Raw genomic sequence first — 24729 nt, 5'->3', positions numbered from 1 at the left:
AAAAAAGAACAAATTCATACGAAAAAACGCAGTCTTATAAGGACTACGTTCTTCAGCTAACCTATACTGTTTTTTTTACAGCACTCATACTTCCAATAACATAAGCGATAAACGCAAAACAAATTGGGAAGACAACTGTATGTATACCGAACGGATTTGGATAGAAAAGATGAATACACATATATGAACCTACTCCAACGAAAATGGAAGCAAGCGCTCCTGTAGCATTTCCTTTTCTCCAATATAACCCTAATACGATTGGCCAAATGAATGCTGCTTCTAATCCACCGAAAGAAAATAAATTTAGCCATATTAAAAAATCTGGTGGTTTAATCGCCGCTGCATAAACGAGTAGCCCTACAATACCAGTAATCCACAAACTTCCTTTTTTTATCGTACTGTCTGCTGCATCTTTATTTATGTAATTTACGTATATATCTTTAATAATTGACGAGCTTACAAGTAATAATAAAGAGTTTACTGTAGACATAATCGCCGCCATTGGTGCAGCTAAGAAAACTCCAGCTAACCAAGGTGGCAACACTTCCATCGCGAGTAGCGGCATTACTTTATCTGGTACCGTTATACCTGGAAGTACTACTCTTGCAAATACACCTGTTAAATGCATACCAATCATAATTGTACCAACGACAACTGTTCCAATTATTAAAGCTTGGTGCATAGCTTTTGAATTTTTATAAGACATGGCACGCACACTAATTTGCGGTAAACCTACAACGCCAATTCCAATTAAAATCCAAAATGATGTAACATATGATTTCGTTAAACTGCCATCTGCTCCGAATGGTGTAATTAAATTTGGATTAATTTGAACAAGTTCCTGCATAATCTTTTCAATTCCACCACCAGCAATGACAGTAGCAATTAAAATGATTGTCGTTCCAACTAACATAATGATTCCTAATAATGTATCTGATAGCGCGACTGCACGAAATCCACCAATTAATACGTACACAAGTACAGAAAAAGTAAATAAAAATAGTGCTGTTGTATACGATAGACCCGTTAGTGACTCGATTAATCGTCCACCGCCGACCCACTGGGCTACTGTCGCTGAAAATAAAAAGATAATAATACATAACGCAGAGAGTATAACAACTGCTTTATTATTGTATCTTCCTTTTAAATAATCGATAAGAGTAATTGCTTCCATCTTCCTAGCAATAATTGCAAACTTTTTACCGATAACCGTTAAAACGATATATCCTGTTACAACTTGAATCGCAGATAATAGTACCCATCCAAGCCCCATATTGTAAGCAATACCGGGACCACCAATAAAGCTACTTGCACTACCGTACGTAGCAATCATTGTCATCGCTAATAATAAACCGCCTAACTCACGCCCACCAAGAAAATATTCTTGTAAAAATTTATTATGTGCTGTTGCTTGCACGCGTCTTGAAGCATATACACCAATTAAAAATACAACGATAAACGAAATTATCATTGGAATGATTACATACCAATTCATCTATTATTCCTCACTTTTTTCTTCCTCATCGAGTGAAATATCTTGAAATACAAAACGAACAACTAAACTAAGTAAAATAACCATAACGATAAATCCAACGATACAGCTATAAAAAAACCATGCGGGAAAACCTAATACATATGTATATTCACTCGGATCTTTACTACCAAGCCCATAAGCAAATCCGTACCATATTATAAAATTAATAATAGCAAGTCCAAGACCAATTAACGCTTCTCTATGGGCTATTCGAAAGCGTGGATCATCATGATAATCTTTCATTTTTCCCCCTCCTCTCACGATGTATTATTGTACCATTGTTCTTCTAGTTTTTCCTACTAGAAAGCAAAAACAAGCAGGATTTTTTATAATCATATAGAAGCTTCTCTTACATTACATATTTTTTACAATTGTAACACAAATGAAATTTGAATTTTCAGTATTTATTAATTATGATTTTAATTAGAGGCTTTCCATCTAGTTTCCACATCCTTGATTTCGGAATAAGCGCCGTCTCGTACTGCGTTTACATTATATTTTCAAGGGGGTTATACAATGAGTCAACTAGCTGTAAATCTTCATGAAAAGGTAGAAAAGTTTCTTCAAGGTACAAAAAAGTTATATGTGAATGGATCTTTCATTGAAAGCGCTTCCGGTAAAACATTTAAAACACCTAACCCAGCAACTGGTGAAACACTTGCCGTCGTTTCTGAAGCTGGTCGCGAAGATATTCATAAAGCTGTAGTCGCAGCTCGTATGGCTTTTGACGAAGGTCCTTGGTCTCGTATGAGCACTGCTGAGCGAAGCCGTCTCATGTACAAGTTAGCTGATCTAATGGAAGAACATAAAGAAGAGCTTGCACAGCTCGAAACATTAGATAACGGAAAACCAATCCGTGAAACAATGGCAGCAGACATACCACTTGCAATTGAGCATATGCGCTATTACGCTGGATGGGCTACGAAAATCGTTGGTCAAACAATTCCTGTTTCCGGTGATTACTTTAACTATACACGCCATGAAGCTGTTGGTGTCGTTGGTCAAATTATCCCTTGGAACTTCCCGCTTCTTATGGCAATGTGGAAAATGGGAGCAGCGCTTGCTACAGGATGTACAATCGTTTTAAAACCTGCAGAACAAACTCCACTATCTGCTCTATACTTAGCTGAATTAATTGAAGAAGCTGGATTCCCGAAAGGTGTTATTAATATCGTACCTGGATTCGGTGAATCAGCTGGACAAGCTCTCGTTAATCATCCACTCGTTGATAAAATTGCATTTACCGGTTCTACTCCTGTCGGTAAACAAATTATGCGACAAGCATCCGAATCATTAAAACGCGTTACACTTGAATTAGGCGGTAAATCACCAAATATCATCTTGCCAGATGCTGATTTATCTCGCGCGATTCCTGGTGCACTTTCTGGTGTTATGTTTAACCAAGGACAAGTATGCTCTGCTGGGTCACGCTTATTTGTTCCGAAGAAAATGTATGATAATGTCATGGCTGATCTCGTCCTCTATTCTAAAAAACTAAATCAAGGTGTCGGTCTTAACCCTGAAACAACAATTGGTCCTCTCGTTTCTGAAGAACAACAAAAACGTGTAATGGGCTACATTGAAAAAGGGATTGAAGAAGGAGCTGAAGTACTATGCGGAGGAAGTAATCCATTCGATCAAGGCTACTTCGTTTCTCCTACAGTATTCGCTGACGTAAATGATGAAATGACGATCGCAAAAGAAGAAATTTTCGGTCCAGTTATTTCTGCAATACCGTTTAACGATATTGATGAAGTAATTGAACGTGCAAATAAATCACAATTCGGCTTAGCGGCTGGTGTGTGGACAGAAAATGTTAAAACAGCACACTATGTTGCAAGTAAAGTACGTGCAGGTACAGTATGGGTAAACTGTTATAACGTCTTTGATGCAGCATCTCCATTTGGAGGATTTAAACAATCTGGTCTTGGCCGTGAAATGGGATCTTACGCATTAAATAACTATACAGAAGTAAAGAGCGTTTGGCTTAACTTAAATTAATGAGAAAGAACCTGACCTACCTGGTCAGGTTCTTTTCATTATGTATTCCTTTAAACTTGCAGTCCTCCGCTCACATTTAATACTTCACCTGTAATATAAGATGCGTATTCTGATGCTAAAAAAGCTGCTGCGTTCGCAATATCTTCTGGCGTTCCAATTCTACCAACTGGAATCGCGCCAACCATCTTTTCTTTCACTTTATCTGGTATCGTTTTTGTCATATCTGTATCCATAAAACCCGGACAAATCGCATTACAAGTAATACCGAAGCTTCCAACTTCTTTCGCTGCTGTTTTCGTTAAACCGACAACTCCTGCCTTTGTAGCCGCATAATTTGCTTGACCTATGTTTCCTTCTCTACTAATTGAAGATATATTAATAATGCGTCCATACCCTTGTTGTCTCATGTAAAGAAGCGCTGGTTGCATACAATAAAAAACTCCAGTTAAGTTCACTTGTAATACTTGTTCCCAAGCAGACTTCTCCATTTTATGTAACATTGCGTCTCTTGTAATTCCAGCATTATTCACCAAAATATGTAATGTACCAAATTTTTGAACCGCATATTCAATTAACGACTTTGCTTCATTTTGATCACTTACATCACATCGATATGAGCACACTTCATATCCTTCATCTGATAACTCACGTGTCGTTTTTTGTAGCTTCTCTTCATTTACATCGCTAATTAATACTTTCGCCCCCAGCTTTGCATAAACCCTTGCAATCTCTTTTCCAATTCCCTGTGCAGCTCCTGTTACAACAGCTGTTTTCCCATATAAAAACTCCATTCCTATCCCCCATTTCTATTACTTATACTGTATATTTCGGCTTTTTGCTTTTCAATTCCTCTTTGTATAAAAAAGTCTATTTGTGTCAAACTAACTTTGCAACGTCGCATAAAGTGCAAGGAGATTATGTCGAATGAACAAAAAGAATTTCAAACAAAGCAAAGCAACTGATGGCATTGATGTTGAGTTCTCTCGCGAACTCGCTGACCACAATGACTTAGAAGCAAACGCACGTGCAAATGCCGCTGATGCACGTCAAAAACGCCAATCAACCGAAAAATAAGGTACATCACAACCTTATTCTTTTCAAAAGGGACCTACTACCCAACAAAATAAACCGAGAGACATCTCTCGGTTTATTTTCTATATTTTTTTGCATAATGAGCCAAAGTAAGCAACGGATATATATGAGCATAACTATGATAACGAATATAAAACCCACCTGGCAAGCCTGTTCCAGTAGGATATTTTTCATTTACATAAGGGTTGGAGAGCAAATATGAAATACCTTTGCGAACGACTGGCGTTTCTTTATCATAGTAAGAAATGAGGGCATCTAACGCCCATGCTGTTTGGGATGGTGTACTAAATGGCAAAGTAACAAATCTTTTTTCCACACTACTTTGGCAAGATTCTCCCCAGCCACCATCTTCATGCTGTATATGTTCAAGCCATAAAGCTGCTCGTTTCAATGATGGATCGCTAGATGGTATTCCGAGTGACCGTAAACCCGTCAACACTGCCCACGTACCATATATATAACAAATTCCCCATTTCCCATACCACGATCCATTTTCCTCTTGTACATTCATTAACCAATTTATCGCACTTTGTTTTTGTTTCTCGGGCAATTGATTTTGCGTATACGTCCCGAAAAATTCTAACACTCTTCCTGTAATATCTGGTGTAGAAGGATCTGTAATCATATCACTTGCATTTTCGATTGGTAAATTTGCTAATATACGGCTCGTTACCCCTTTTTCAAAAGCCCCCCAACCACCATCATTATTTTGCAATCCTTTAACCCAATTAACCGCTCGCTTCCAAGCATTGTCTACATTTTCGTTCCCTCTACTTCGCGCCAATGCTCTTAACGTAGCAGTTGTATCATCAATATCTGGAATCGTCGTATTCACATCCGAAAAGCCCCAACCACCTGGGAAGAGATCCGGTGCATGTACACTCCAATCTACTTTCTTTGTTTGCTGTTTTCTTAGTAAATACGCTGATGCATTTTGAATCACTTTACTTGCTTTCGGAACTTGAGCTTCTTGCAAAGCATAACTGAGTAAAGCTGTATCCCATATAGTTGACGGAGAGTTTTGCAAATGGCTCCCTCTCGCCATCTTCCATATATAAGATGTGATTCCCGTTATAGCCTTCTGAATAATTGGTGATTGAATAGAATGTCCTAATGCAAGTAAAGCATAAATCATATAAAACGAGGCAGTTGCGTAACTATATAATGTTCCATTTTCATCAATACGCTCTTTCATAAAACGTTCTACTTCCTCATATCCTTTATGATGCAAAGAAAGTGGATACGTTATAATTTTCTTCACGTCACTTAATAATGTTTGAAAAACCGGAGATCGGTCCTCCCGAAACCATCCTCCGCCCCCGCCTGCAATATGATTTAAATTTGGCAATAACTTTTTCTCTACTCGAAATCTTTTATTTAAACACAACATCATCGGAATTAAATGAATACGTGCTGAGCTACTCAGTTCAAAAATACTGAGAGGGGAATCATTCTGCAGAAACATAATTGGTGTTGGCAAATGAAAGAGAGAAGGGTATTCATATTCTCCATGAATTGCTAATAAAAACTTCGTCATAAAATGAGCACGCGCTACCCCCCCGCGCTCATTTATAAACATTTCCGCTCGCTTCATATTCGCATCTTCTTTTGTATATTTTTCCGATGCAAGTAAGGCAGCATAAGATTGAATTGTAGCAGATAAATTACCACCCATTTCATCTTCATACAATTTCCATGTTCCTTCATTTGTTTGAAGTGATGCTAATCTTTTTACAAACGGTTCTATCTCTTTATCTCTACCTAATAATTTTAATAAAAAAATCATATGACAATCTGTTAGTGGCGCTCCTTCAAAACAAAACTGCCACGTACCATCTTGCCGTTGCATTGTTTGAAGTGCAGTTGTTCTTCTCGCTATTTCTTCATGCACTTTTTCATATAATAACAAGTTACTCACCCACCCTTTCGAAATCCGTATAACGATATTCAAAAAGGTAGCTGAATATGTATAAAAACAAAGAAAAGCAGAACATATAAAATGTTCCGCTCATAAACAATATCCTACTCCGACAATAATCCCTAATAAAGCACCAACTACTACTTCATACGGTGTATGCCCAACAAGTTCATTTAACTTCTTATATTCTGTTTCTCTACCGTGAAAAAACTCATTCAATATTTTTGCTTGTTTACTTACTGCAAGCCTTACTCCTGAAGCATCATACATAACAATAATGGCAAAAATAGTAGCAACCGCAAACATCGAGCTTTCCACACCTTCTACTACCCCAACTCCTGTAGCAAGTGCTGTCACTGTTGAAGCATGAGAACTTGGCATCCCACCTGAAGCAAAAAACTTTGCAAAATCAAATTCACCCGTTTTGATTAATTTAAAGACTACTTTCGTTAATTGTGCTAAAAACCATGAAATTACAGCGGCCATAAGCGGATCATTATGTAAAATTGTTTCCACGTTCTCAGCTCCCTACTAGCTATGATGGAAATCCTATATAGTATCAGTATAAAGAAAAATGCGTAGAAAATACTACGCATTATGATACTTTTGCTGATTTATTTTTTATAAATTTCGGTTGTTTCTGCACTAAGAACTTTGTCTTCGCTACCGAGAATACAAATAAAGCAACCCATATACAGAAAAATGCAATCATATGTGTGGATGTGAAATGTTCACCAAATACAAATACACCTAAAATTAAGCTAATTGTTGGCGCAATATATTGTAAAAATCCCACCATATAAAGCGGAATAAGTTGTGCTCCTTTTGCAAAATAAAATAGTGGTAATGCCGTTACAGTACCTGCTCCTATTAAAAGTAACGTTGATAACATTGAAATAGATCCAAATGAGCCGAAACCATGTGCTCCTGTCATAACAAGATAAATGATCGCAAACGGCGTCACTAACATGGTTTCCATCGTAAGTCCAATTGTAGCATCATAATTTAATAGTTTTTTCGTTAATCCGTATAATCCAAATGAAAAGGCAAGTGAAAGAGAAACCCACGGAATAGATCCGAAACGTACTGTTAAAATGACAACCCCTACTCCTGCTAAACCAACTGCAACATATTGCCAAAAGTTTAACTTTTCCTTTAAAACGACTGTACCAAGTAAAATACTAATAAGCGGATTAATATAATAGCCAAGACTCGCTTCAATAACATGATTATGATTAACGGCCCATATGTAAACAAACCAGTTTCCGCTAATCAAGACTGAAGCTATTGTTAATGACATTAATAATTTAGGTCGTTTAAAAAGATTCACAAATTCCCCAATAAACTGGCGAAACCTCTTCGTAACACCTAATACAAGTAACATAAAAACAAACGCCCAAACGATGCGGTGTGCTAATATTTCATCTGCTGGAACTTCCTCAACCCATTTCCAATAAATCGGTAGAATTCCCCACATCGTATAAGCACCAGCCGCATATAGTATCCCTTTTTTTTGCTCTGCTGATTGACTCCCCATCTTCCTTTTTCTCCTCTTCTCATTTTTTCTCCATTATACGGTCTCACATGCTCACTTTACCAATAATCAATCTGCATTTCTTTCGACATTTCTCATACAACGAATAATAAACATACCGTTATTACAACAAGTAACGGTATGCCGAAAACAAATTTCTTTTTATGAGTTTTATGATGAAACATATACATACCAATCCAAGCTCCAACTGCTCCCCCAGCTGCCGCTGATAAAAACAGCGTACTTTCTGGCGTTCTCCACTGTTTCTTCTTTGCTTTTCGTTTATCAAGCCCCATAAGGCTAAAAGCTATAACGTTAATAATAAGAAAATAAATCCATTTCATCGCTTTCTCTCCTTATGAAAAATCCGCTTAATGGTAACACGAAAAAACGCCGGAAACAACTGAAGAACTCTTTTTATCAAACTAGTTTCATTCCTTTTTCTTAATTAGTTACCTTCATATTTACAAAACCAACTAAAATCGCAATTAAAGCATTTAAATAGAAAAATGTTATGAGCAGAATCTTATATTTCATTACATTCACCCACTACCATATCATCAAAAAAACTGCTCTCAATCACTTTCTCCTCAAAATGAAGAACTACAATTAGCCCTACATATAAAGAAACCAAATTTAGAAACCATTCCCCATTCTCATCTTTCTTAGCTAAGCATTTAAATATCTCTTGAAATTGCATACGCTCGTCTGCAGCAACAATCGGACGCACACCAAAATATTTCAATACGAGATTCAGCTTCAACTGCACGGATAATGATAAAATATATTTTAATAGCTTCGTATACTCTGTACTATCTTTTTGACTATACAACTTCACAAGCTTTGGATGTAAATTCGAAATCGATAATTCCTCGTCAGTCACTCTAGTTACTTCTATCGTTTCAATCATCTTTTTCATATCCATCACATTCACCCCTTCTGAAAAAATTCTAAAGCCAAAAAGTACTTAATTCAAAATGTGCAATAATTGTGCGTTTCTCGTCTCTCGTTCTTCCTCACTGACTAAATCATACTTTTTTAGAAGGTGAAAAATATCATTTAATAATTTCTGCGAATGATTACCTTGTAAAAAACTCTTTAACTCTTTAAAGATCCCTTCAGGTAAAGAATTCTTTTGACTTTCGAGCTTATTCATTACATCTTCAATAGAATGATCTATATTACACGCCATACTAAACTTCCCCCTCTATCCTTTATAAATAATATCCTCCGCTAACGATGTAAACACTTCTCCTACAAGAGAGTCTTCATCATATACAGATGAACCGTTATTTTCTTCTCGTTTTGCAAAAGGTATTTGCGCAATCACTTCTGTTTGCAATTGTTCTGCTAACATTTCGCCGCCGCCTTTTCCGAACAGATAATTTTTCGATCCATCTTGTTCTTCATAATAAGCCATGTTTTCCACAATACCTAAAATCTCGTGTTTCGTATGCTTTGCCATTACACCGACTCTTGAAGCAACGAATGAAGCTACATTGTGCGGAGTTGTAACAATTATTTCTTTCGCTTGCGGAATCATCGCTGCAACATCAATCGCAACATCTCCTGTACCTGGTGGTAAATCAAGTAATAAATAATCTAATTCTCCCCAGTGCGTATTCGCAAGGAAATTTTGAATCCATTTATTTAGCATCGGACCGCGCCACATAACTGGGTTATTTCCTTCTGTAAAAAATCCCATCGACATGATTTTAACACCGTGACTAATGACTGGAATTGCCGTTTGATCAATCATCGTTGGTTTCGTATTCGTTTCCATCATAGCTGGAATACTAAAACCATATATATCCGCATCTAATATCCCCACTTTTTTCCCCATACGAGCTAGTGCAGTTGCAAGATTAATTGTCACCGTTGATTTTCCAACTCCGCCTTTTCCGCTCGTTACAGTAATAAAACGTACTCCTGACTCCGGGCGAAGCATACTCGGCATACCAGTTTCTGTTCTAGTATTTTTCTTTAACTTCTCTGTTAAAGCTGCACGTTCTTCTTGTGTCATAGAACCAAATGTTACATCCACTTTAGAAGCACCAATTGCGTGAAGTGATTCTTCAATATCTTGTTGAATTTTTGCTTTTAACGGACAACCTTGGATTGTTAGTACTACTTCAAGTTTAACCTCTGTTCCGTTCATTTGTACATTTCTAACCATATTTAATTCTACAACACTTTTGTGTAACTCTGGGTCCTCTACATGTTTTAATGCATTCATTATTTGTTCTTGAGTAAGCATGGAACTCATCCCTTCTCTTATTCTAATTTATATACAACATCTTCTTGGCGCTTCATCTGGTGAAAAAGCTTATTACCCGCCGCTAACGGGCGGGATTAATGCGACTATATCTCCAGCCTTTATCATCTCTTCATTCATTACAAACTCCTCATTAACAGCCACCATCACTTTATCCAGCGATTGTAAACAATAGCTGACTTTGAGCCATTCTTTTAATTGCTGCACTGTCATTTCTTGCTTTTCTGAAATTACTAATCGATCCGATCCAACTTCCTCACGCAGATTTGCAAATAATAAAATTGTAATCATTTTCTCATTCTTCCTTCTTTGGTTTTCCTTCTGGATATGGTGTGTTTTCAAGTTGATCTCCAATCCACATCGTTCCATCTTCCCAAAATTCTTTTTTCCAAATTGGAACAATTCGTTTTATACGTTCAATCGCGTACTCATTCGCTTCATAAGCTACTTTACGATGCGGTGATGAAACTGCAATGACTACCGCAATATCCATTATTTCTAGCCGCCCTACACGGTGCGTAATTGCTACTTTTGCATCCGGCCATCTTTCACTAATCTCTTCACCAATTCTCATAAGTTGTTTTACTGCCATCGGTTTATATGCTTCATACTCTAAATGTAGCGTTCGTTTTCCTTTTGTTAATTCTCTCACCGTACCAATGAATGTTGTAATCGCACCTGCTTCCCTTCTTGCGACTTTATTCGTTACTTCTTCAACTAAAATCGGATTATCTACAATTTCAAATAGCGCTTGTCTCATTAGAACCACCTCTCACTTTATGAAATGTCCAAGGCCATTCACTACCTTCGTTATCTTCTAATAATAGAACATCAACAAACATATCTTTTTTATATCCTCTTGTCCCGCCCGGCAATACGATAAACGCATTTGATTCTGCCAATGAAGAAACTGAGCTAGATTTATCAAACCCTGATGGATAAGCGATTAATTTCCCCTCATCATATTGCAATTTTGCTCGTACAAATCTTGTAAATGGATTCGGTTTTAGAAAATCTTCTCCTAATAACGCTTTTTCTCTTTTTAAATGTACTTTTTCACTAAACATATACGTCCGAATACACGGTCTTACGAATAATTCAAACCCTACGTAACAAGCTGATGGATTTCCTGATAAACCAAATAATAACTTGCCATTTAATTGTGCTACAGTCGTAACACTTCCTGGTCGCATTGCAACTTTATTAAAAAGAACAGATGCACCTAACTTTTCGTAAATAGCTGGTAAATAATCATAATCTCCTACAGATACACCGCCCGTTGTAATTAACATATCTACTTGGCCAAGCGCTTCTTTCACAGCTGTAAAACACGTATTAAAATCATCACTAAACCTCCCAAAATATTTTACTCTGCCGCCCGCTCTTCGAATTTGAGACAATATCATATACGTATTACTGTTTCGGATTTTCCCTGGCTGTAATGAATCATCGACATCAAGCAATTCACTCCCAGTCGCTAACAGTCCAATTACAGGCTTTCTCGCAACTGGCACTTCACTATAACCGAATGTAGCAAGAAGAGCTGAAATACCTGGATTAATGTACGATCCTTTCTTTGCAAGAACCGTTCCTTTACGAGCATCTTCACCTTGAAAAGAAATATTGTCGCCCGTTTTGAATGATCGCTTCACTTCCATATAATTGTTGCCATTCTTCTCATATTGACGAGTCAGCTCTAACATAACAACCGCATCACACTCATTCGGAATTTGTGCTCCCGTCATAATTCGAACTGCTTGAAACGGACCTACTTTCTCATGGAATAGCGATCCTGCACCAATTTCACCCACTACTTCAAATACAATTGGCGTTTCATAACTTGCTAAATTAGTATCTTCTGCTCGAATAGCAAATCCGTCATACGGCGAACGATTAAATGACGGTACATCATGGTCAGCTACTAAATCCTCTGCTAATATACGTCCATAAGCTAATTCAATTGGTAATAGCTCCTTTAAGCCTTTATCAGCAAATCCTATCACTTTACGAACAGCTTCTTCAACCGTAATTGGCACTCTTCTTTCCATTGTTGACACCCTCTCTATTAACCGAATACGCGATAATATAGTTGTTTCGCTTTCGAAATATCATTTGTACCATGAATAAAAACACGACCATCTCGAAAAACAACCACGCGGTAATCATCGAATTGGCAAGATAGTAAATACGGATTCCGATCTACTTTCCCCAGTTTTTGTAATACTTTTTCTATATCATCAAAATTGTATTTCCTATTGTCTACTGTTCTAATTTGAACTGTATTTCTTCCGCATAAAACAGCTGCTTTCGTTTGATTTTCGTATGATAAATAAGGATAAGTTCGATTCAAACCGCATGAGAGACAAGTGTCTGTTTTTATTTTCCCTAATTTTATAAAATGATTTTGATTACTCCATATATCAAACATGAAAAATGTTTTTCTAATTGCTGAGAAATCTTCCACTAAAATTTTGAGTGCTTCTGCCACTTGATATGCTGCGACGATTTGAACAGTCGGGCTAATAATTCCAGCGGTATCACATGTCACACCTGTAACAGGAATATTTTTCAGCATACAATGTAAACACGGTGTCTCTTGCGGAATAATTGTATAACTCATACCATACGATCCAACGCAAGAACCATATACCCAAGGAATATTATGTTTTTGTGATAAATCATTTATTACAAATCGAATATCAAAATTATCTGTTGCATCAATGATTACATCTACATTTTTTAATAGACCTTCCATATTTTCTGAAGTTGCATCCATTACGAAAGCATGTATTTGTACTTCCGAATTAATTTGTTCTAACCGATTTTTTGCAGCAATTGCTTTCGGCATTTTCTCTCTCGCATCTTGTTCAGAGTACAATTGTTGCCTTTGTAAATTACTCCATTCAACGTAGTCACGATCAATAATCGTCAACTTGCCAACACCTGCACGTACGAAACTTTCGGCACTTGCACTTCCTAATGCGCCTGCCCCTACAATTAACACATGTTTATTTCGAATTTTTTCTTGTCCTTTACTCCCAATTGGTTTGAACAACTGTTGTCGTGAATACCGATCAGCCATTACATACCCTTCCTCTCAAGAACTCTATTTCATATTAGAATGTTGTTTCTGATAACAAGCAAAGTAAGCAAAACCAACAAACCCAGCTCCTCCAATTACATTTCCGATAAAAACAGGAACAAAATTTTTAGCCAAATCCATCCACGTTAGATGACCAGCAAAAATAACAGCGGAAATGACAAACATATTTGCTACTACTTGCTGAAATCCAATCACTACAAATGCCATAATTGGAATCCAAATTCCGATGATTTTTCCGACAAAATCACTCGTCCCGTAAGCGAGCCAAAGAGCAAGACAAACGAGCCAATTACAACCAATTGCTAAAATTAAAGTTCTCCCAAATGATTCATGTAACTTCCCTTCCGCTATCGCTACCGTTTTATTTAAATACTCTCCCTCTGTTAATCCGCCAAGATGCCCAAAGCAATACGCAACGAAAATTGCCCCAATAAAATTCATGAGAGTAATCCAAACCCAGTTATTCAGTACACTTATCAATGTAATTTTCTTTGCATAAAGCGCCATAGACAGTGACATCATATTTCCCGTAATTAATTCTCCTCCTGCTAATACTACGAGCATGAGTCCAACAGGAAATACTGCTCCTCCTAAAACATTCACTAGACTTCCCCAGCGCTCAGGTAAATTCCCTAAAACTCGAATGTTAAGTAAAAAACCTATCGCAATAAACGCTCCTCCTAAAAAACCGAGAATAAGCATCGCTGGCAATGTCTGTCTTACTTTTTGAACACCGGCCTCAATGACAAGCTCAGCAATTTGTTCCGGCTTATGAAATGCCATTACCCATTCCTCCATTTTCTCCAAATAAAAAAGCAGCTTCAAAAAACCTCCTCAAATAAAGGTTTTTGAATGCTGCTTAATTTCTCTGCACATCTTTTACAGAGATATCAATCATCACTTTTACTATAAAATAGAAAATCCACAACTCTTGTAAATTTTCCATTTTTCACTATGAAGCTAGCTTTATATATTAACCACCGATATGTGACATTTCAATTTTAGGTATTGCTTTCTTATTTGTATGATTTAAGCGTTCATCTGAATAACGATCTTCCCTATTATTCCATATATCGCGTACTACATCTGTAATGTCCTCATCTGTATGTTCAGAACGAAGCAATTCTCTTAAATCATTTCCTTTAGAAGCAAATAAGCAAGTATATAATTTTCCTTCTGCAGAAATACGAGCTCTCGTACATGATGAGCAAAAAGAATCTGTTACTGATGAAATAATACCTATTTCCTCATCGCTTCCTATATAACGATACCTAGTAGCCACTTCACCAGAATAATTTGCTTCTATCCGTTCTAACGGCATAACTTGATGAATCGTATCTACTATTTCTTGTTTGGAAATAACTTCACCTAACTCCCAGCCATTATAATTCCCAACATCCATATACTCAATAAACCGAAGAATATGCTTATTTTCTTTAAAGTATTGCGCCATCTGCAAAATATCTTGTTCATTTTTCCCTTTTTGAACGACCATATTTATTTTAATTTTCATACCAACTTCAGCAGCAGCCTGTATTCCTTCCAGAACCCTTTGCACTTTGCTCCTATTACCATTTAAATAGAAAAACCGATCTTCTTCCAAGGAATCTAAGCTAACTGTTACACGTGATAGTCCCACCTTATATAAATCAGGAGCAAACTTTTTAAGTAACGATCCATTGGTTGTTAAACCGATATCTTCTACACCATCAATTTTATTAAGGCGCTCAATAAGCTTTGGAAGACCTCTTCGAAGTAACGGTTCTCCGCCCGTAATTCGTAACTTTCTTACACCTAAAGAAACAAAAATACGTGTTATCCTTTCAATTTCATCAAAAGATAAAATTTTATCATTAGACAAAAACGAGTAATCAGGACCAAATATTTCTTCTGGCATACAATATCGGCAGCGAAAATTACAGCGATCAGTAACTGAAATACGTAAATCCTTTAACGGACGTTGCAACTTGTCTAATGTAACTGATTTCATCTTCATTGCCTCACTTTTATTTTATATTTAAAACACGTTCTGGATGGGTATATACATTTAAGGAGTGATTACGAATAAACCCTATTGTCGTAATACCTAAATCTTCCGCTAGTTGCAAAGCTAACTCAGTTGGAGCTGATTTTGATAGTATAATTTCACAACCGATTTTTGCAACTTTCAATAATATTTCCGAAGAAATACGACCACTAAAAACAATGATTTTATCTTTTATAGAAATATCGTTTCTTAAACAATAACCGTAAATTTTGTCTAGTGCATTATGCCTACCAATATCCATTCGGCTTAAAATAATACCATTCACATCACATAAAGCTGCATTATGAACCCCGCCAGTATGATGAAACGTATCCGCAGATTGCTGCATTTCTTTCATTAACCGAAAACAATCCTCTGCCGCAACCTGTACATGGACACCCTTCATTTTTTTTGCACTTAGTGCATCATTAGCAAAAACAAACCCTTGCCTACTCATACCACAACAAGACGTAATATATCGTTTATTTTGCATTTGTTCATAATACGGATTTACTTTTGTCGTTGTTACATGTACAAATCCTTCTTTCTCCTGCATCCATATGCTATCAATATCTTCATACTTCCGAATGATTCCTTCAGACGCCAAGAAGCCTATTACCATATCTTCTATATATTCTGGAGTACTAACCATTGTAACAAACTCCTGTCCGTTCATTTTAATGGTGACAGGAAACTCTGTTACAATGCTGTCCTCTATATGCTTAAACGCCCCTTGTTCATAACGAAAGATTTCTCTTTCTACCTGTATCGGTTTCACGATCAGTATCCTTCTCTCACGTTATATTTTTATCGAAAACAAATACCGAAACTGCAATATCTTCTTCTACTTTCATATCTGAAAACAAATTCACTAATTTTGCTCCAACAAGTTCCTCCAAATGTTCACGGGAATTCGCAGCATACACTTCTTGAATCATTTTCGTTCTAGCCATATGAACCATTTCCGCACCGTCCATCGTACTTGAAATAAATTTTTCAGTAGGTGTTAAGTTTCCATAAAGAGTCGCTATAGCCATATTTTCCGCAAAAACAGTATGAATTCGTTCTGGTCCTTTTCCGAAAAGTTCCTTTCGAAGTTTTCGGATCATATCATTAAATTCATGTACTTTTTTTGACATACAATTATACCTCCCAAAAGCCTCATTTTACTTTATTATATATTTTACCAAAATGAGCCTTCCGCCCAAACTATTTCCTACAAATATTTGGGCGGAAAGGTTCACTTCATGAAGTTTATTCGTCTTTTAACCCTTTCCCCATTCCTTTTAAGAAATGAAGCCCAAACCCGATAGCGCGGTTAATATCTGGGTCTTTCAATACTTTCATAAGATCGAATACCCCTACTTTTTTATTACTTTCTAGATGTTCATTACCTTCTTCTAGCCCGACTAATAAACTACCTATAAGCTTTTTCGTAAGTTCTGGGTCAAGTTCAGTTAACGCACCTGCAGCACCCATCATATTATTAATTAAATTTGTAACAGGCTCACGAGTTACTTGACCTAGAACAATCTTTGCAATTGGTTCTTTCGCTTTCAGCATAGAATTTGCAGCTTCTAGCATTCCAATGTCATTTAATTCCCCTACTATATTAAACATCTGATTTAGAGCTTCTTCATTATTTGTTAAAAGCTCCTTTAAATCATCTAATTTTTGCTGTTTTATTTCTTCCTCAGTTAATTCTTGTTTTTGAATCATTTTTATAGGTGCAGCCATAGTTTTCTCCTCCTACTTATCCGTTAAATGCACATACCCTGGACGTGCCCACTTACGATGTACCTCAATTCCAGCTTGAGGGTGACGTTTTTTATTGCGTGGGTTCGCTTTTGGCATCGGATTTTCGCCATCAACTTCTAACACTTCCATACGCACTTTCGTTTGTTTATACGCAGGTGTATTCGTACGTACATCCACAGCAGGACCTGTTAAGAAATTAATTGCCGTTTCGTTATCTGTAGAGTTCATCGGTAAATATAACTCATTCGCTTTTACACGATCTGTAACGAGTGCACGTAATTTTAATGCTCCAAAAGGAGAGACAAGACGAACTAACGAACCTGTTTTTACGCCACGTTCTTTTGCAAGGTCTGGAGAGACTTCAACGAAAACACCAGGTACTTTCGTTTGAATACCTGTTGATTTATTTGTCATATTCCCTTCATGGAAATGCTCAAGCATACGACCGTTGTTAATGTGAAGGTCGAACTCAGCTGGAAATTCAGCTGGACGTACCCAGTCAGCAATCGCAAAACGAGCTTTTTTATCTGGGAAGTTAAATCCATCTTGGAACAGAAGTGGTGTATTGGTTCCATCAAAACTTCCCCAATGGAAACTGTTCCATCCTTCAAGCACTCCATAGTTCGCTTGCGAGAATAATGGTGATAAACTTGCCATTTCAGCAAAGATTTCACTTGGGTGGCTATAATTCCAGTTTGCCCCTAGTTTATTCGCAACCTCCTGGACGATCCACCAGTCTGGTTTCGCATCTCCTAGCGTAGGAAGAACTTGATATAATCTTTGGACACGGCGCTCTGTATTTGTGAAAGTACCTTCTTTCTCAAGAGATGGCGCTGCTGGTAATACAACATCTGCATATTGAGCAGTTTTAGAAAGGAAAACATCTTGCACAACGAAGAAATCAAGGCTCGACAACACTTCATGTACATGATTTGCATTAGAATCTACAAGAGCCATATCTTCTCCGACAAGATACATTGCTTTCATTTTTCCTTCGTCAATTGCGTGAAGCATTTCAATATTATTAAGACCTGGTTCACTATCAATTTTCACTCCGTAAGCAGTTTCAAATTTCGCACGTTCCATTTCGTTAGTAACGTGCTGATATCCTGGAAGCCATCCTGGTAAAGTACCCATATCACAAGCACCTTGTACGTTATTGTGACCTCGAAGTGGGTATGCACCTGCTCCTGGACGACGATAGTTCCCTGTTGCAAGAAGTAAGTTTGAAATTGCAGCGGAAGTATCAGAACCACCTGTATTTTGCGTTACCCCCATACCCCAAAGGATACATGTACCATCTGCATCACGAATCATTTCAGCCATTTGAATAAGTGTTTCTTTTGAAATACCTGTTACTTCTTCTGCATATGCAAGTGTATATTCTTCTAGACTTTCTTTGAAATCTTCAAAGAAGTTTACATTCTCATTAATAAATTCCTGATCATGCCAACCTCGATCAATCATATATTTTGTAACAGCCATTAACCAAACTTGATCTGTTCCTTGTTTTGGACTAATAAAGACATCTGATCGCTCTGCCATTTCTGTTTTACGAAGATCAGCTACAATTAACTTTTGTCCGTGTAATTTATGTGCACGTTTAATACGTGTAGCTAAAACAGGATGACCTTCTGTCGGATTACATCCTACAATAATAACAAGACCAGATTGCGCAATATCTTTAATCGTTCCTGCATCACCGCCCATACCAATTGTACGGAACAAACCATCCGTTGCTGGTGATTGGCAATAACGTGAGCAGTTATCAATATTATTCGTTCCAAATACTTGTCGAGCTAATTTTTGAATTACATAATTATCTTCATTTGTAATTTTAGAGGAAGAAATAAATCCGATAGAATCTTTACCGTACTCTTCTTTAATAGTACCTAATTTATTTGCAACTACATTCAGTGCTTCTTCCCATGTAGATTCAACAAACGTTCCATTTTTACGAATTAAAGGTTTTGTAATTCGTTCTTTAGAATTTACGAAATCCCAACCAAATTTCCCTTTTACACAAGTGGAAATTGCGTTAACTGGTGCATCTGAAGATGGCTGTACTTTAAGGATTTTACGCCCCTTCGTCCACACTTCAAACGAACAACCTACACCACAAAATGTACATACTGTTTTCGTTTTCTTCGTACGAGTATCACGCATGGCCGCTTCCACTTCTGATACCGCAAAAATACCGCTATATCCAGGCTCAACTTCTTTAATTAAATCTACCATCGGTTCAAGAATATCTGGTTTTAATCCCGTCATAAATAACTTACAAAACCTTATTTTCTTAAAACCGCATAAAACAGCTATATTACGCAATTTCGTACTATATCCAATTTTATAAATAGCAACATATTTCTGGTTATTTGTGACCAAATCTGTTACCGAAAAAATCGAAATAAAAACTAAAAAAATAAAAGAGCACAGCGTGTTAATAAGGTGTTCCACCACCTTATTAACCGTCCGCCTACACCAACTAGGCAAACACTTGCTGTACCCTCACGCACTATTTTACAGTACGTAAGGGCTCCTAGCAACAGTTTGCTTACATTTGGCATTCTGTTGCTTTTTTGTTTAGACAAAGGAGCCTACTATTATGAAGAAACGTATTGATGTCATAGCTCAAAAAGAATCCTATCACAACTTATCCACATTTACTGATGTAGAAGAAGTAAACAAAGTAGTTAGAACATATAGAGACGTCATTCGAACGTCTGTTACACGTGCCGATGTACAAGCTAAGCTGCTTACATTATTGGATATTTTAAAACGCCACAGTTGCAAATATGCAGGCGTTAGTTTCTTATGCAAAAATTCAATTGCTGACATGATAGGAGTTTCATATAAAACTGTACAACGTCTCATGAAAAAACTTGTGGATTTAGGAATAGTGAATCAAATAGCAATGAAACGGAAAAAAGATATGCGTCAAACTGCCAATGCGATTATTATTCAACCAATTGTGGAAGAAGTGTCCGACAAGACCCCTACCGAAATGACTGAAAAGTGTCCGACCAAGAAAACAAATACTATTTCTTTAAAACAAAATATAAAAGATATACATATACGTAAAGCGGACGATATTCAATCTCATGTAAATGATAAAGATTTCGTCGATTACCGTGTACCGCAATCTATGCGTATGAAATTAGCTACTGCATTTGATTCAAAAGTTATTAATGAATCATTCCAAAATGCCAGAAACATTGCGAAGAAGGCTGCTAAGAAATTTAATTTACTAGCGGATACTGATGTATTTCACAACCTTCTTGCGAATGCTTCTGTTGCTTTGTATGCTAAAACACAGAAATTTGAGCATAACGGTACATTGATGAACAATCCGATTGGTTATTTTACAAGAACGTTCAAAAAGATGGTCTATGATTACATCGATAATTTTAAAGAGAGGCATATTCTTGAAAAACGTAAGACAACTGTATGCACTGATGGTGGTATATTTTATAATTGGCTAGAAGAAGACCGTTCCACCATACCCTCCACAAGTTCAATAAGCAAGTCGCTTCTATCAGGTATATTTGATAAAATACCTGCAGAAAAAACTGATGAGATGGGGTTATATTAAAGATGTCTGTGGTGCTACAGACTTTCGTAGAGGTTAGGAGAGTAAATGTGGAAGTGAATAGTATCGCAAATATAACTAAACTAACTTTAATTGAATTAACACTTCTGTAATTGTCAGGCCTGTCAATTTCGCGATTTCTTCTGGGGACTACCCTTGAGTTGTATACATTTTTTCAATTATGAATGCTGCTTTTTGAGGATTACTATGATTTTGATGAGCTATAGCTTTTTTCATTGTATGTTCTCCCATTTTGTTTTAGTTATAGGTTGTGTACTTTTTGGAGATTCATACTTTCACAAATTTTTTTTGAGAATAAAACCCTAATTGAAGTATCTATAATTATCCAGAGCATAATACATGAATTTTTACCAAGCTCAAATACAAGAAAAAAGAGGGGATTCTTGTTGAGAATCGCCCCTCTAGTTAGTGGGTCAATATAATGCTGTTCTATACAAATCCTACTGCTTATATCTTCGACATCTTAATATCACCCTTGAAATATTTAACATATTTTCACAACTTGTATTTTAACTACCATTAAGTTTACAACTAGGGTAAGTTCAACAAATATGTCATAAAAGCACTTGAATTTATACAAAAATCAATTTCATATCAGGTAACAAACCGATTGAAACTACTATTCTGCGCTATTCACAATGAAGAAACATACTCATTTTTGGTATTTTGAAACAACAGAAACTCAACTAGTACCACGGATAGATATTATATTCTGAACTTGAAAATATTTATAAAACCATTTCAAAAAAGAATTAAATTTATATAGAAATTACCTCTATACAATTCAACAAAACCTAAAACTCCATCCTTAAAATTAAATAATATATCATTAACAAATCGCAAACAAAGCAGGTATTTTATGATTTAGGTAATAAAACACCTTCTAATTGTAAATATTCTCTTTCCCCCTGTGTAATAATTTCCCCATCTGTTATTTTATATGAATATCCTCTAGCAACCAACAGTTCAGTTTCCTCACTTTTCATTTTTGATATCCCACCCACATATGCAGCACTTGTACCTTTAGGTATCTTTAATTTTAAAAGAATTGGATAAGATTTTATATGATTGTCAGAAGAATCTTGGGCTAACGATGTACTCATATATCCATCTTCTTTTACAGTTTTTTGTAATACTTTATTAAGTAACTCTTGAACCTTTTCACGTTGAAGTTGATTTCCATTTACAAACTCTTCACCTTTAAATCCAAACGCATCACTCCCAAGTCGCCGATACACATTTATAATTTCTGATGTCTTGCTCTTCTTCAAAGCACCATCTATCAACTTCACCATTTTTTCTATATCTTTTTTATTTTCATCTACTTGTTTCTTATCTTCTGGCGAAACAAAGCTTTGTCGAAGATATTTATTTATTAGACCATAATAATTTCCTGTATAATCTATAACAGCTTTCTTTTGATCTTTAGTTAACCCCTTTTGCCACTTTTTATACTCTTCTTTTCCCCAGGCATCCGCCGAAAATTTATCTATACTAAAATCAATTATTTTTTCATTCTCTACCTTCTTCTGCGCTTCTTTTATTTTATCAATCTCTGATTGATACTCCTCTGCTTCTTTCTCAGCAGCTCGCGCACCTTCAACGTTTTCATTTTCTTCTAATTGCTTTTGGAGATTTATTGCATCATCCTTCTCTTTCTCCAATTCCCTTATTTTTTTATCCTCAGGAGTTTCATCTTTCTTTTCTTTTTCTTCTTTCTCTCTCTTTTCTTTTTCTTCTTTCTCTCTCTTTTCTTTTTCTTCTTTCTCTCTCTTTTCTTTTTCTTCTTTCTCTTTCTCTTTCTTTTCTTTTGCTTTTGCTTGTTCATTTACTCCATCATGTACACCCGCATGAGCCGTTAACGGACTCCCCACAATCGGCGCTCCAATCAAACCAATTAACGCCGCCGTCGTCAAAACTTTCGGTATAAATTTTTTCATGTTCCTCTCTCCTTGTTTTTTATGTCTTTTTCATCACGTTAATAAATAAACATATTAGTTTTATTTAGTTTCAATAAATGATATTGAAAGTGTAGCAAGAATACACCATCCTATCTACTTGTATTTATTCCCAAAAAATATTCAACCAAATACGTGCAACGATATTATCTAATTATCTCCAGGTATCCTCAAAGAACTAAAGCATCAACTGATCCTTTTGCTCACATATACTCTTTTCTATTTAGGTTTTGCGTAACAAAAAAGCGTTTCATTCCTATTAAGATATATGAATGAAACGCCTTCCTATGTAAAAATACCTTTGTTCTACACCATGTAGAGAAGACAAGTTTCGTTTTCCCTTTAATCCTGTACTTCTATCTCAAAATCTCCTCGCTCACTAGATGTTCCTACAGCTCCAATTGTCACTTCATTTTCAACTGCTACGAATTGCACTGTACGCTCTTCAGCTCTTAGCGGTCCAAAAGTTCTACCACGTTCTAAATTATAAAGGTAGACTGAGATTCCTGCCGATCGCTTAAATTTAAGGGTATATGTTTTCCCAGGAACAACATGCAATTTTTCTTCCCAACGTTGTTCGTCCCTTCCATTTTTTTGTAATTGACCCGATTTTTTTACAAAACCATTCTGTACAGATTCTAAAATAAATCGTTGTGCTCGATCGCGACGACCTGGTTCTGATATAGGCGGAGCCAAGTCTCTCACATACAGGTTTTCTGGGCGATCATCTGTTTCACCAGCTGTATATAATCCCGTGCCACCATCAAACTCATTGTTATGTCCAAGAGCTACATATGAATCATTTCGATTTGAAATTTTCAATTCATTTGCTGGACCTCCTTTAAGGGGGCTTTTACTCCTTAAAAAGTATGTTCGGACCGGGTTAATTGCGCCGGGCATATCATTATAGAGCCATCGACCTGTCGGATTATACTCTCCCTTGTCATTTTGACTATATTCCTCTAAATAATAATAGCGTTGATTATCAATTGGTTTTCCTGTTTTTGTAGCTGAAACATTAGTCGACTTAATTTTGTACGCTAACCCTGGCTTTTCCTTTCTACCTCTTCCAAGATCATCATAAAAATCAGAACCATCTCGAGAATCATAAGAATCGTATCCCATCCAAGCATGATTTTTATTGGCATGACTGATTCCATAAAGATATCCCTCTTTTATAGTAAAGCCATTAATATCCTTCACTTCAGCTGCGTAAGTACTAGAAATAGATGTACCTAGAGCGAATAACCCTACACTAAGCGCTGTAACTTTTTTCAAATGTTTACTAAACTTCAATTTCATCTACAAATCACTCTCCTTTTCCTGTAAAACAATTCATCCCCCAGAACTATATAAACTAGATTTGTTTATATAGTTCCAAAGGTGACATACACATAATATCATCCTGATATACAATATTCAATATATATCGTTAGAAAAGTTTTAATATTTGTTGATGATGTAAACTGTTATAAGAAACAACGTTTTTATCGATAAGCAAGCTAGATTTTCACCTTACCGTCACACACACTTCACTAGCAGTCATATAAAACACTTGGCCTTTCGAATTATGAACCTTATACTGCGGTGAACCCTCCACTATTATTTTCTCCTCAATTGTAAATCCGTATCCTGCATCCACGGTACCCGCTACATCCTTACCCTTCCAAGAAGGTTTGGCATAAAAACGGAGATCATTCACTTTTGATATCACTCGTTTCCCTTTTACTGCGTCTATCCTGCCCTTCTTTTCATAATGGATGTAATCTGGATTATATTGAATCCATTGCTCTCCGCCAAGATGTAACCAATCATCCTTTTCACCCCATACCATATACGCTTCTTGTTTATTTAACTGACGAATGACAGGATAGTCCCTACCTGGTCCCTTACGTAAATTGACGTTGTATCCGTTTATAT

The 24729-nt window shown here is 36.4% G+C and carries 25 protein-coding genes and 1 pseudogene; 3 read left to right on the top strand and 23 right to left on the bottom strand.

Features of this window, described 5'->3' with window-relative positions:
• Positions 1-61: 61 nt before the first annotated feature.
• Both panF and ATL10_RS26745 read right to left on the bottom strand, forming a co-directional pair.
• Entirely contained in the window at positions 62-1495 is a 1434-nt protein-coding gene (panF, locus tag ATL10_RS26750) for a sodium/pantothenate symporter (RefSeq protein WP_001104824.1), read from the bottom strand.
• 3 nt (positions 1496-1498) lie between these two features.
• The gene (locus ATL10_RS26745) at positions 1499-1777 is read right to left on the bottom strand and encodes a YhdT family protein (RefSeq protein WP_000656237.1); all 279 of its coding nucleotides are present in this window, start codon (positions 1775-1777) and stop codon (positions 1499-1501) included.
• 273 nt (positions 1778-2050) lie between these two features.
• Here ATL10_RS26745 and dhaS point away from each other — a divergent pair, with 273 nt between their 5' ends.
• Positions 2051-3535, top strand: coding sequence for an aldehyde dehydrogenase DhaS (dhaS, locus tag ATL10_RS26740; RefSeq protein WP_000080279.1), 1485 nt, complete (start codon positions 2051-2053; stop codon positions 3533-3535).
• A gap of 50 nt (positions 3536-3585) precedes the next feature.
• Here the strand turns inward: dhaS and fabG are convergent, their stop codons facing one another.
• The gene (gene fabG / locus ATL10_RS26735) at positions 3586-4326 is read right to left on the bottom strand and encodes a 3-oxoacyl-ACP reductase FabG (RefSeq protein ID WP_090977427.1); all 741 of its coding nucleotides are present in this window, start codon (positions 4324-4326) and stop codon (positions 3586-3588) included.
• Between the two features lie 133 nt (positions 4327-4459).
• Here fabG and ATL10_RS26730 point away from each other — a divergent pair, with 133 nt between their 5' ends.
• Positions 4460-4609: a YfhD family protein gene (locus tag ATL10_RS26730; RefSeq protein WP_001035815.1), complete on the top strand. Its 150-nt coding sequence runs from the start codon at positions 4460-4462 to the stop codon at positions 4607-4609.
• 73 nt (positions 4610-4682) lie between these two features.
• Here the strand turns inward: ATL10_RS26730 and ATL10_RS26725 are convergent, their stop codons facing one another.
• The 17 genes and pseudogenes from ATL10_RS26725 to fdhF form a co-directional block, all read right to left on the bottom strand.
• Positions 4683-6536, bottom strand: coding sequence for a terpene cyclase/mutase family protein (locus ATL10_RS26725; RefSeq protein ID WP_025117933.1), 1854 nt, complete (start codon positions 6534-6536; stop codon positions 4683-4685).
• Between the two features lie 99 nt (positions 6537-6635).
• On the bottom strand, positions 6636-7061 hold the full coding sequence (locus tag ATL10_RS26720) for a divergent PAP2 family protein (protein ID WP_090977426.1): 426 nt from the start codon (positions 7059-7061) through the stop codon (positions 6636-6638).
• A 79-nt stretch (positions 7062-7140) separates the two neighbouring features.
• Positions 7141-8082, bottom strand: coding sequence for an EamA family transporter RarD (gene rarD, locus ATL10_RS26715; protein WP_090977424.1), 942 nt, complete (start codon positions 8080-8082; stop codon positions 7141-7143).
• A 92-nt stretch (positions 8083-8174) separates the two neighbouring features.
• Positions 8175-8423 (bottom strand): DUF1294 domain-containing protein, encoded by a 249-nt coding sequence (locus ATL10_RS26710; RefSeq protein ID WP_000871349.1) that lies wholly within the window; start codon positions 8421-8423, stop codon positions 8175-8177.
• A gap of 182 nt (positions 8424-8605) precedes the next feature.
• Complete coding sequence (locus ATL10_RS26705) at positions 8606-9004, bottom strand: hypothetical protein (RefSeq protein WP_000367304.1); 399 nt, start codon at positions 9002-9004, stop codon at positions 8606-8608.
• 42 nt (positions 9005-9046) lie between these two features.
• Positions 9047-9271, bottom strand: a complete 225-nt coding sequence (locus ATL10_RS26700) for a hypothetical protein (RefSeq protein WP_000752378.1) — start codon at positions 9269-9271, stop codon at positions 9047-9049.
• 15 nt (positions 9272-9286) lie between these two features.
• Positions 9287-10336 carry a P-loop NTPase gene (locus ATL10_RS26695; RefSeq protein WP_090977420.1) on the bottom strand — a complete coding sequence of 350 codons (1050 nt, stop codon included), beginning with the start codon at positions 10334-10336 and terminating at the stop codon, positions 9287-9289.
• 72 nt (positions 10337-10408) lie between these two features.
• Positions 10409-10645, bottom strand: coding sequence for a molybdopterin converting factor subunit 1 (moaD, locus tag ATL10_RS26690; protein WP_000628502.1), 237 nt, complete (start codon positions 10643-10645; stop codon positions 10409-10411).
• 4 nt (positions 10646-10649) lie between these two features.
• Complete coding sequence (moaE, locus tag ATL10_RS26685) at positions 10650-11114, bottom strand: molybdopterin synthase catalytic subunit MoaE (RefSeq protein ID WP_001248111.1); 465 nt, start codon at positions 11112-11114, stop codon at positions 10650-10652.
• Positions 11095-12402, bottom strand: a complete 1308-nt coding sequence (locus ATL10_RS26680; protein ID WP_090977418.1) for a molybdopterin molybdotransferase MoeA — start codon at positions 12400-12402, stop codon at positions 11095-11097. Before ATL10_RS26680 ends, moaE begins: the two co-directional genes overlap by 20 nt.
• Before the next feature lie 17 nt (positions 12403-12419).
• Entirely contained in the window at positions 12420-13436 is a 1017-nt protein-coding gene (locus ATL10_RS26675) for a molybdopterin-synthase adenylyltransferase MoeB (RefSeq protein WP_000785264.1), read from the bottom strand.
• Between the two features lie 24 nt (positions 13437-13460).
• Positions 13461-14240: a formate channel gene (locus tag ATL10_RS26670; RefSeq protein WP_000863998.1), complete on the bottom strand. Its 780-nt coding sequence runs from the start codon at positions 14238-14240 to the stop codon at positions 13461-13463.
• A gap of 190 nt (positions 14241-14430) precedes the next feature.
• Positions 14431-15447, bottom strand: coding sequence for a GTP 3',8-cyclase MoaA (gene moaA, locus ATL10_RS26660; protein WP_090977416.1), 1017 nt, complete (start codon positions 15445-15447; stop codon positions 14431-14433).
• A gap of 16 nt (positions 15448-15463) precedes the next feature.
• A complete protein-coding gene (gene fdhD, locus ATL10_RS26655; RefSeq protein ID WP_063548306.1) occupies positions 15464-16261 on the bottom strand; it encodes a formate dehydrogenase accessory sulfurtransferase FdhD in 798 nt (265 codons plus the stop codon).
• 16 nt (positions 16262-16277) lie between these two features.
• Positions 16278-16622: a Na-translocating system protein MpsC family protein gene (locus ATL10_RS26650; RefSeq protein ID WP_000039582.1), complete on the bottom strand. Its 345-nt coding sequence runs from the start codon at positions 16620-16622 to the stop codon at positions 16278-16280.
• A 115-nt stretch (positions 16623-16737) separates the two neighbouring features.
• Positions 16738-17220 (bottom strand): helical membrane plugin domain-containing protein, encoded by a 483-nt coding sequence (locus ATL10_RS26645; RefSeq protein WP_000729897.1) that lies wholly within the window; start codon positions 17218-17220, stop codon positions 16738-16740.
• 12 nt (positions 17221-17232) lie between these two features.
• Positions 17233-19515: pseudogene (gene fdhF, locus ATL10_RS26640) on the bottom strand (formate dehydrogenase subunit alpha); the annotation flags it as partial.
• 331 nt (positions 19516-19846) lie between these two features.
• Between fdhF and ATL10_RS26635 the strand changes: the two are divergent.
• Positions 19847-20833 (top strand): Fic family protein, encoded by a 987-nt coding sequence (locus ATL10_RS26635; protein WP_110497841.1) that lies wholly within the window; start codon positions 19847-19849, stop codon positions 20831-20833.
• An 875-nt stretch (positions 20834-21708) separates the two neighbouring features.
• Here ATL10_RS26635 and ATL10_RS26630 read toward each other — a convergent pair.
• From ATL10_RS26630 to ATL10_RS31415, 3 genes are all read right to left on the bottom strand, one after another.
• The gene (locus ATL10_RS26630) at positions 21709-22791 is read right to left on the bottom strand and encodes an ADP-ribosyltransferase (RefSeq protein ID WP_110497839.1); all 1083 of its coding nucleotides are present in this window, start codon (positions 22789-22791) and stop codon (positions 21709-21711) included.
• 360 nt (positions 22792-23151) lie between these two features.
• Complete coding sequence (locus ATL10_RS26625; RefSeq protein WP_110497837.1) at positions 23152-24111, bottom strand: hypothetical protein; 960 nt, start codon at positions 24109-24111, stop codon at positions 23152-23154.
• A gap of 208 nt (positions 24112-24319) precedes the next feature.
• A partial coding sequence (locus ATL10_RS31415) for an SH3 domain-containing protein (protein ID WP_181419347.1) occupies positions 24320-24729 on the bottom strand: 410 nt, incomplete at its 5' end.

It is taken from the genome of Bacillus sp. 196mf (genome assembly GCF_003217275.1).
In the GTDB taxonomy this organism is placed as follows: Bacteria; Bacillota; Bacilli; order Bacillales; family Bacillaceae_G; genus Bacillus_A; species Bacillus_A thuringiensis_S.
Note: the sequence above shows the minus strand (reverse complement) of the source record. Positions and strands in the feature narration are given on the sequence as shown.

Coding starts and splice junctions, on each gene's coding strand:
- ATL10_RS26670 (WP_000863998.1), bottom strand. CDS start 14,240: ATGGCATTTCATAAGCCGGAACAAATTGCTGAGCTTGTCATTGAGGCC.
- ATL10_RS26675 (WP_000785264.1), bottom strand. CDS start 13,436: ATGGCTGATCGGTATTCACGACAACAGTTGTTCAAACCAATTGGGAGT.
- ATL10_RS26645 (WP_000729897.1), bottom strand. CDS start 17,220: ATGGCTGCACCTATAAAAATGATTCAAAAACAAGAATTAACTGAGGAA.
- ATL10_RS26700 (WP_000752378.1), bottom strand. CDS start 9,271: ATGGCGTGTAATATAGATCATTCTATTGAAGATGTAATGAATAAGCTC.
- moaA (WP_090977416.1), bottom strand. CDS start 15,447: ATGAAATCAGTTACATTAGACAAGTTGCAACGTCCGTTAAAGGATTTA.
- panF (WP_001104824.1), bottom strand. CDS start 1,495: ATGAATTGGTATGTAATCATTCCAATGATAATTTCGTTTATCGTTGTA.
- ATL10_RS26680 (WP_090977418.1), bottom strand. CDS start 12,402: ATGGAAAGAAGAGTGCCAATTACGGTTGAAGAAGCTGTTCGTAAAGTG.
- dhaS (WP_000080279.1), top strand. CDS start 2,051: ATGAGTCAACTAGCTGTAAATCTTCATGAAAAGGTAGAAAAGTTTCTT.
- ATL10_RS26730 (WP_001035815.1), top strand. CDS start 4,460: ATGAACAAAAAGAATTTCAAACAAAGCAAAGCAACTGATGGCATTGAT.
- ATL10_RS26710 (WP_000871349.1), bottom strand. CDS start 8,423: ATGAAATGGATTTATTTTCTTATTATTAACGTTATAGCTTTTAGCCTT.
- ATL10_RS26705 (WP_000367304.1), bottom strand. CDS start 9,004: ATGGATATGAAAAAGATGATTGAAACGATAGAAGTAACTAGAGTGACT.
- ATL10_RS26630 (WP_110497839.1), bottom strand. CDS start 22,791: ATGAAAAAATTTATACCGAAAGTTTTGACGACGGCGGCGTTAATTGGT.
- moaE (WP_001248111.1), bottom strand. CDS start 11,114: ATGAGACAAGCGCTATTTGAAATTGTAGATAATCCGATTTTAGTTGAA.
- ATL10_RS26695 (WP_090977420.1), bottom strand. CDS start 10,336: ATGCTTACTCAAGAACAAATAATGAATGCATTAAAACATGTAGAGGAC.
- ATL10_RS26745 (WP_000656237.1), bottom strand. CDS start 1,777: ATGAAAGATTATCATGATGATCCACGCTTTCGAATAGCCCATAGAGAA.
- ATL10_RS26635 (WP_110497841.1), top strand. CDS start 19,847: ATGAAGAAACGTATTGATGTCATAGCTCAAAAAGAATCCTATCACAAC.
- fabG (WP_090977427.1), bottom strand. CDS start 4,326: ATGGAGTTTTTATATGGGAAAACAGCTGTTGTAACAGGAGCTGCACAG.
- moaD (WP_000628502.1), bottom strand. CDS start 10,645: ATGATTACAATTTTATTATTTGCAAATCTGCGTGAGGAAGTTGGATCG.
- rarD (WP_090977424.1), bottom strand. CDS start 8,082: ATGGGGAGTCAATCAGCAGAGCAAAAAAAAGGGATACTATATGCGGCT.
- ATL10_RS26650 (WP_000039582.1), bottom strand. CDS start 16,622: ATGTCAAAAAAAGTACATGAATTTAATGATATGATCCGAAAACTTCGA.
- ATL10_RS26625 (WP_110497837.1), bottom strand. CDS start 24,111: ATGAAATTGAAGTTTAGTAAACATTTGAAAAAAGTTACAGCGCTTAGT.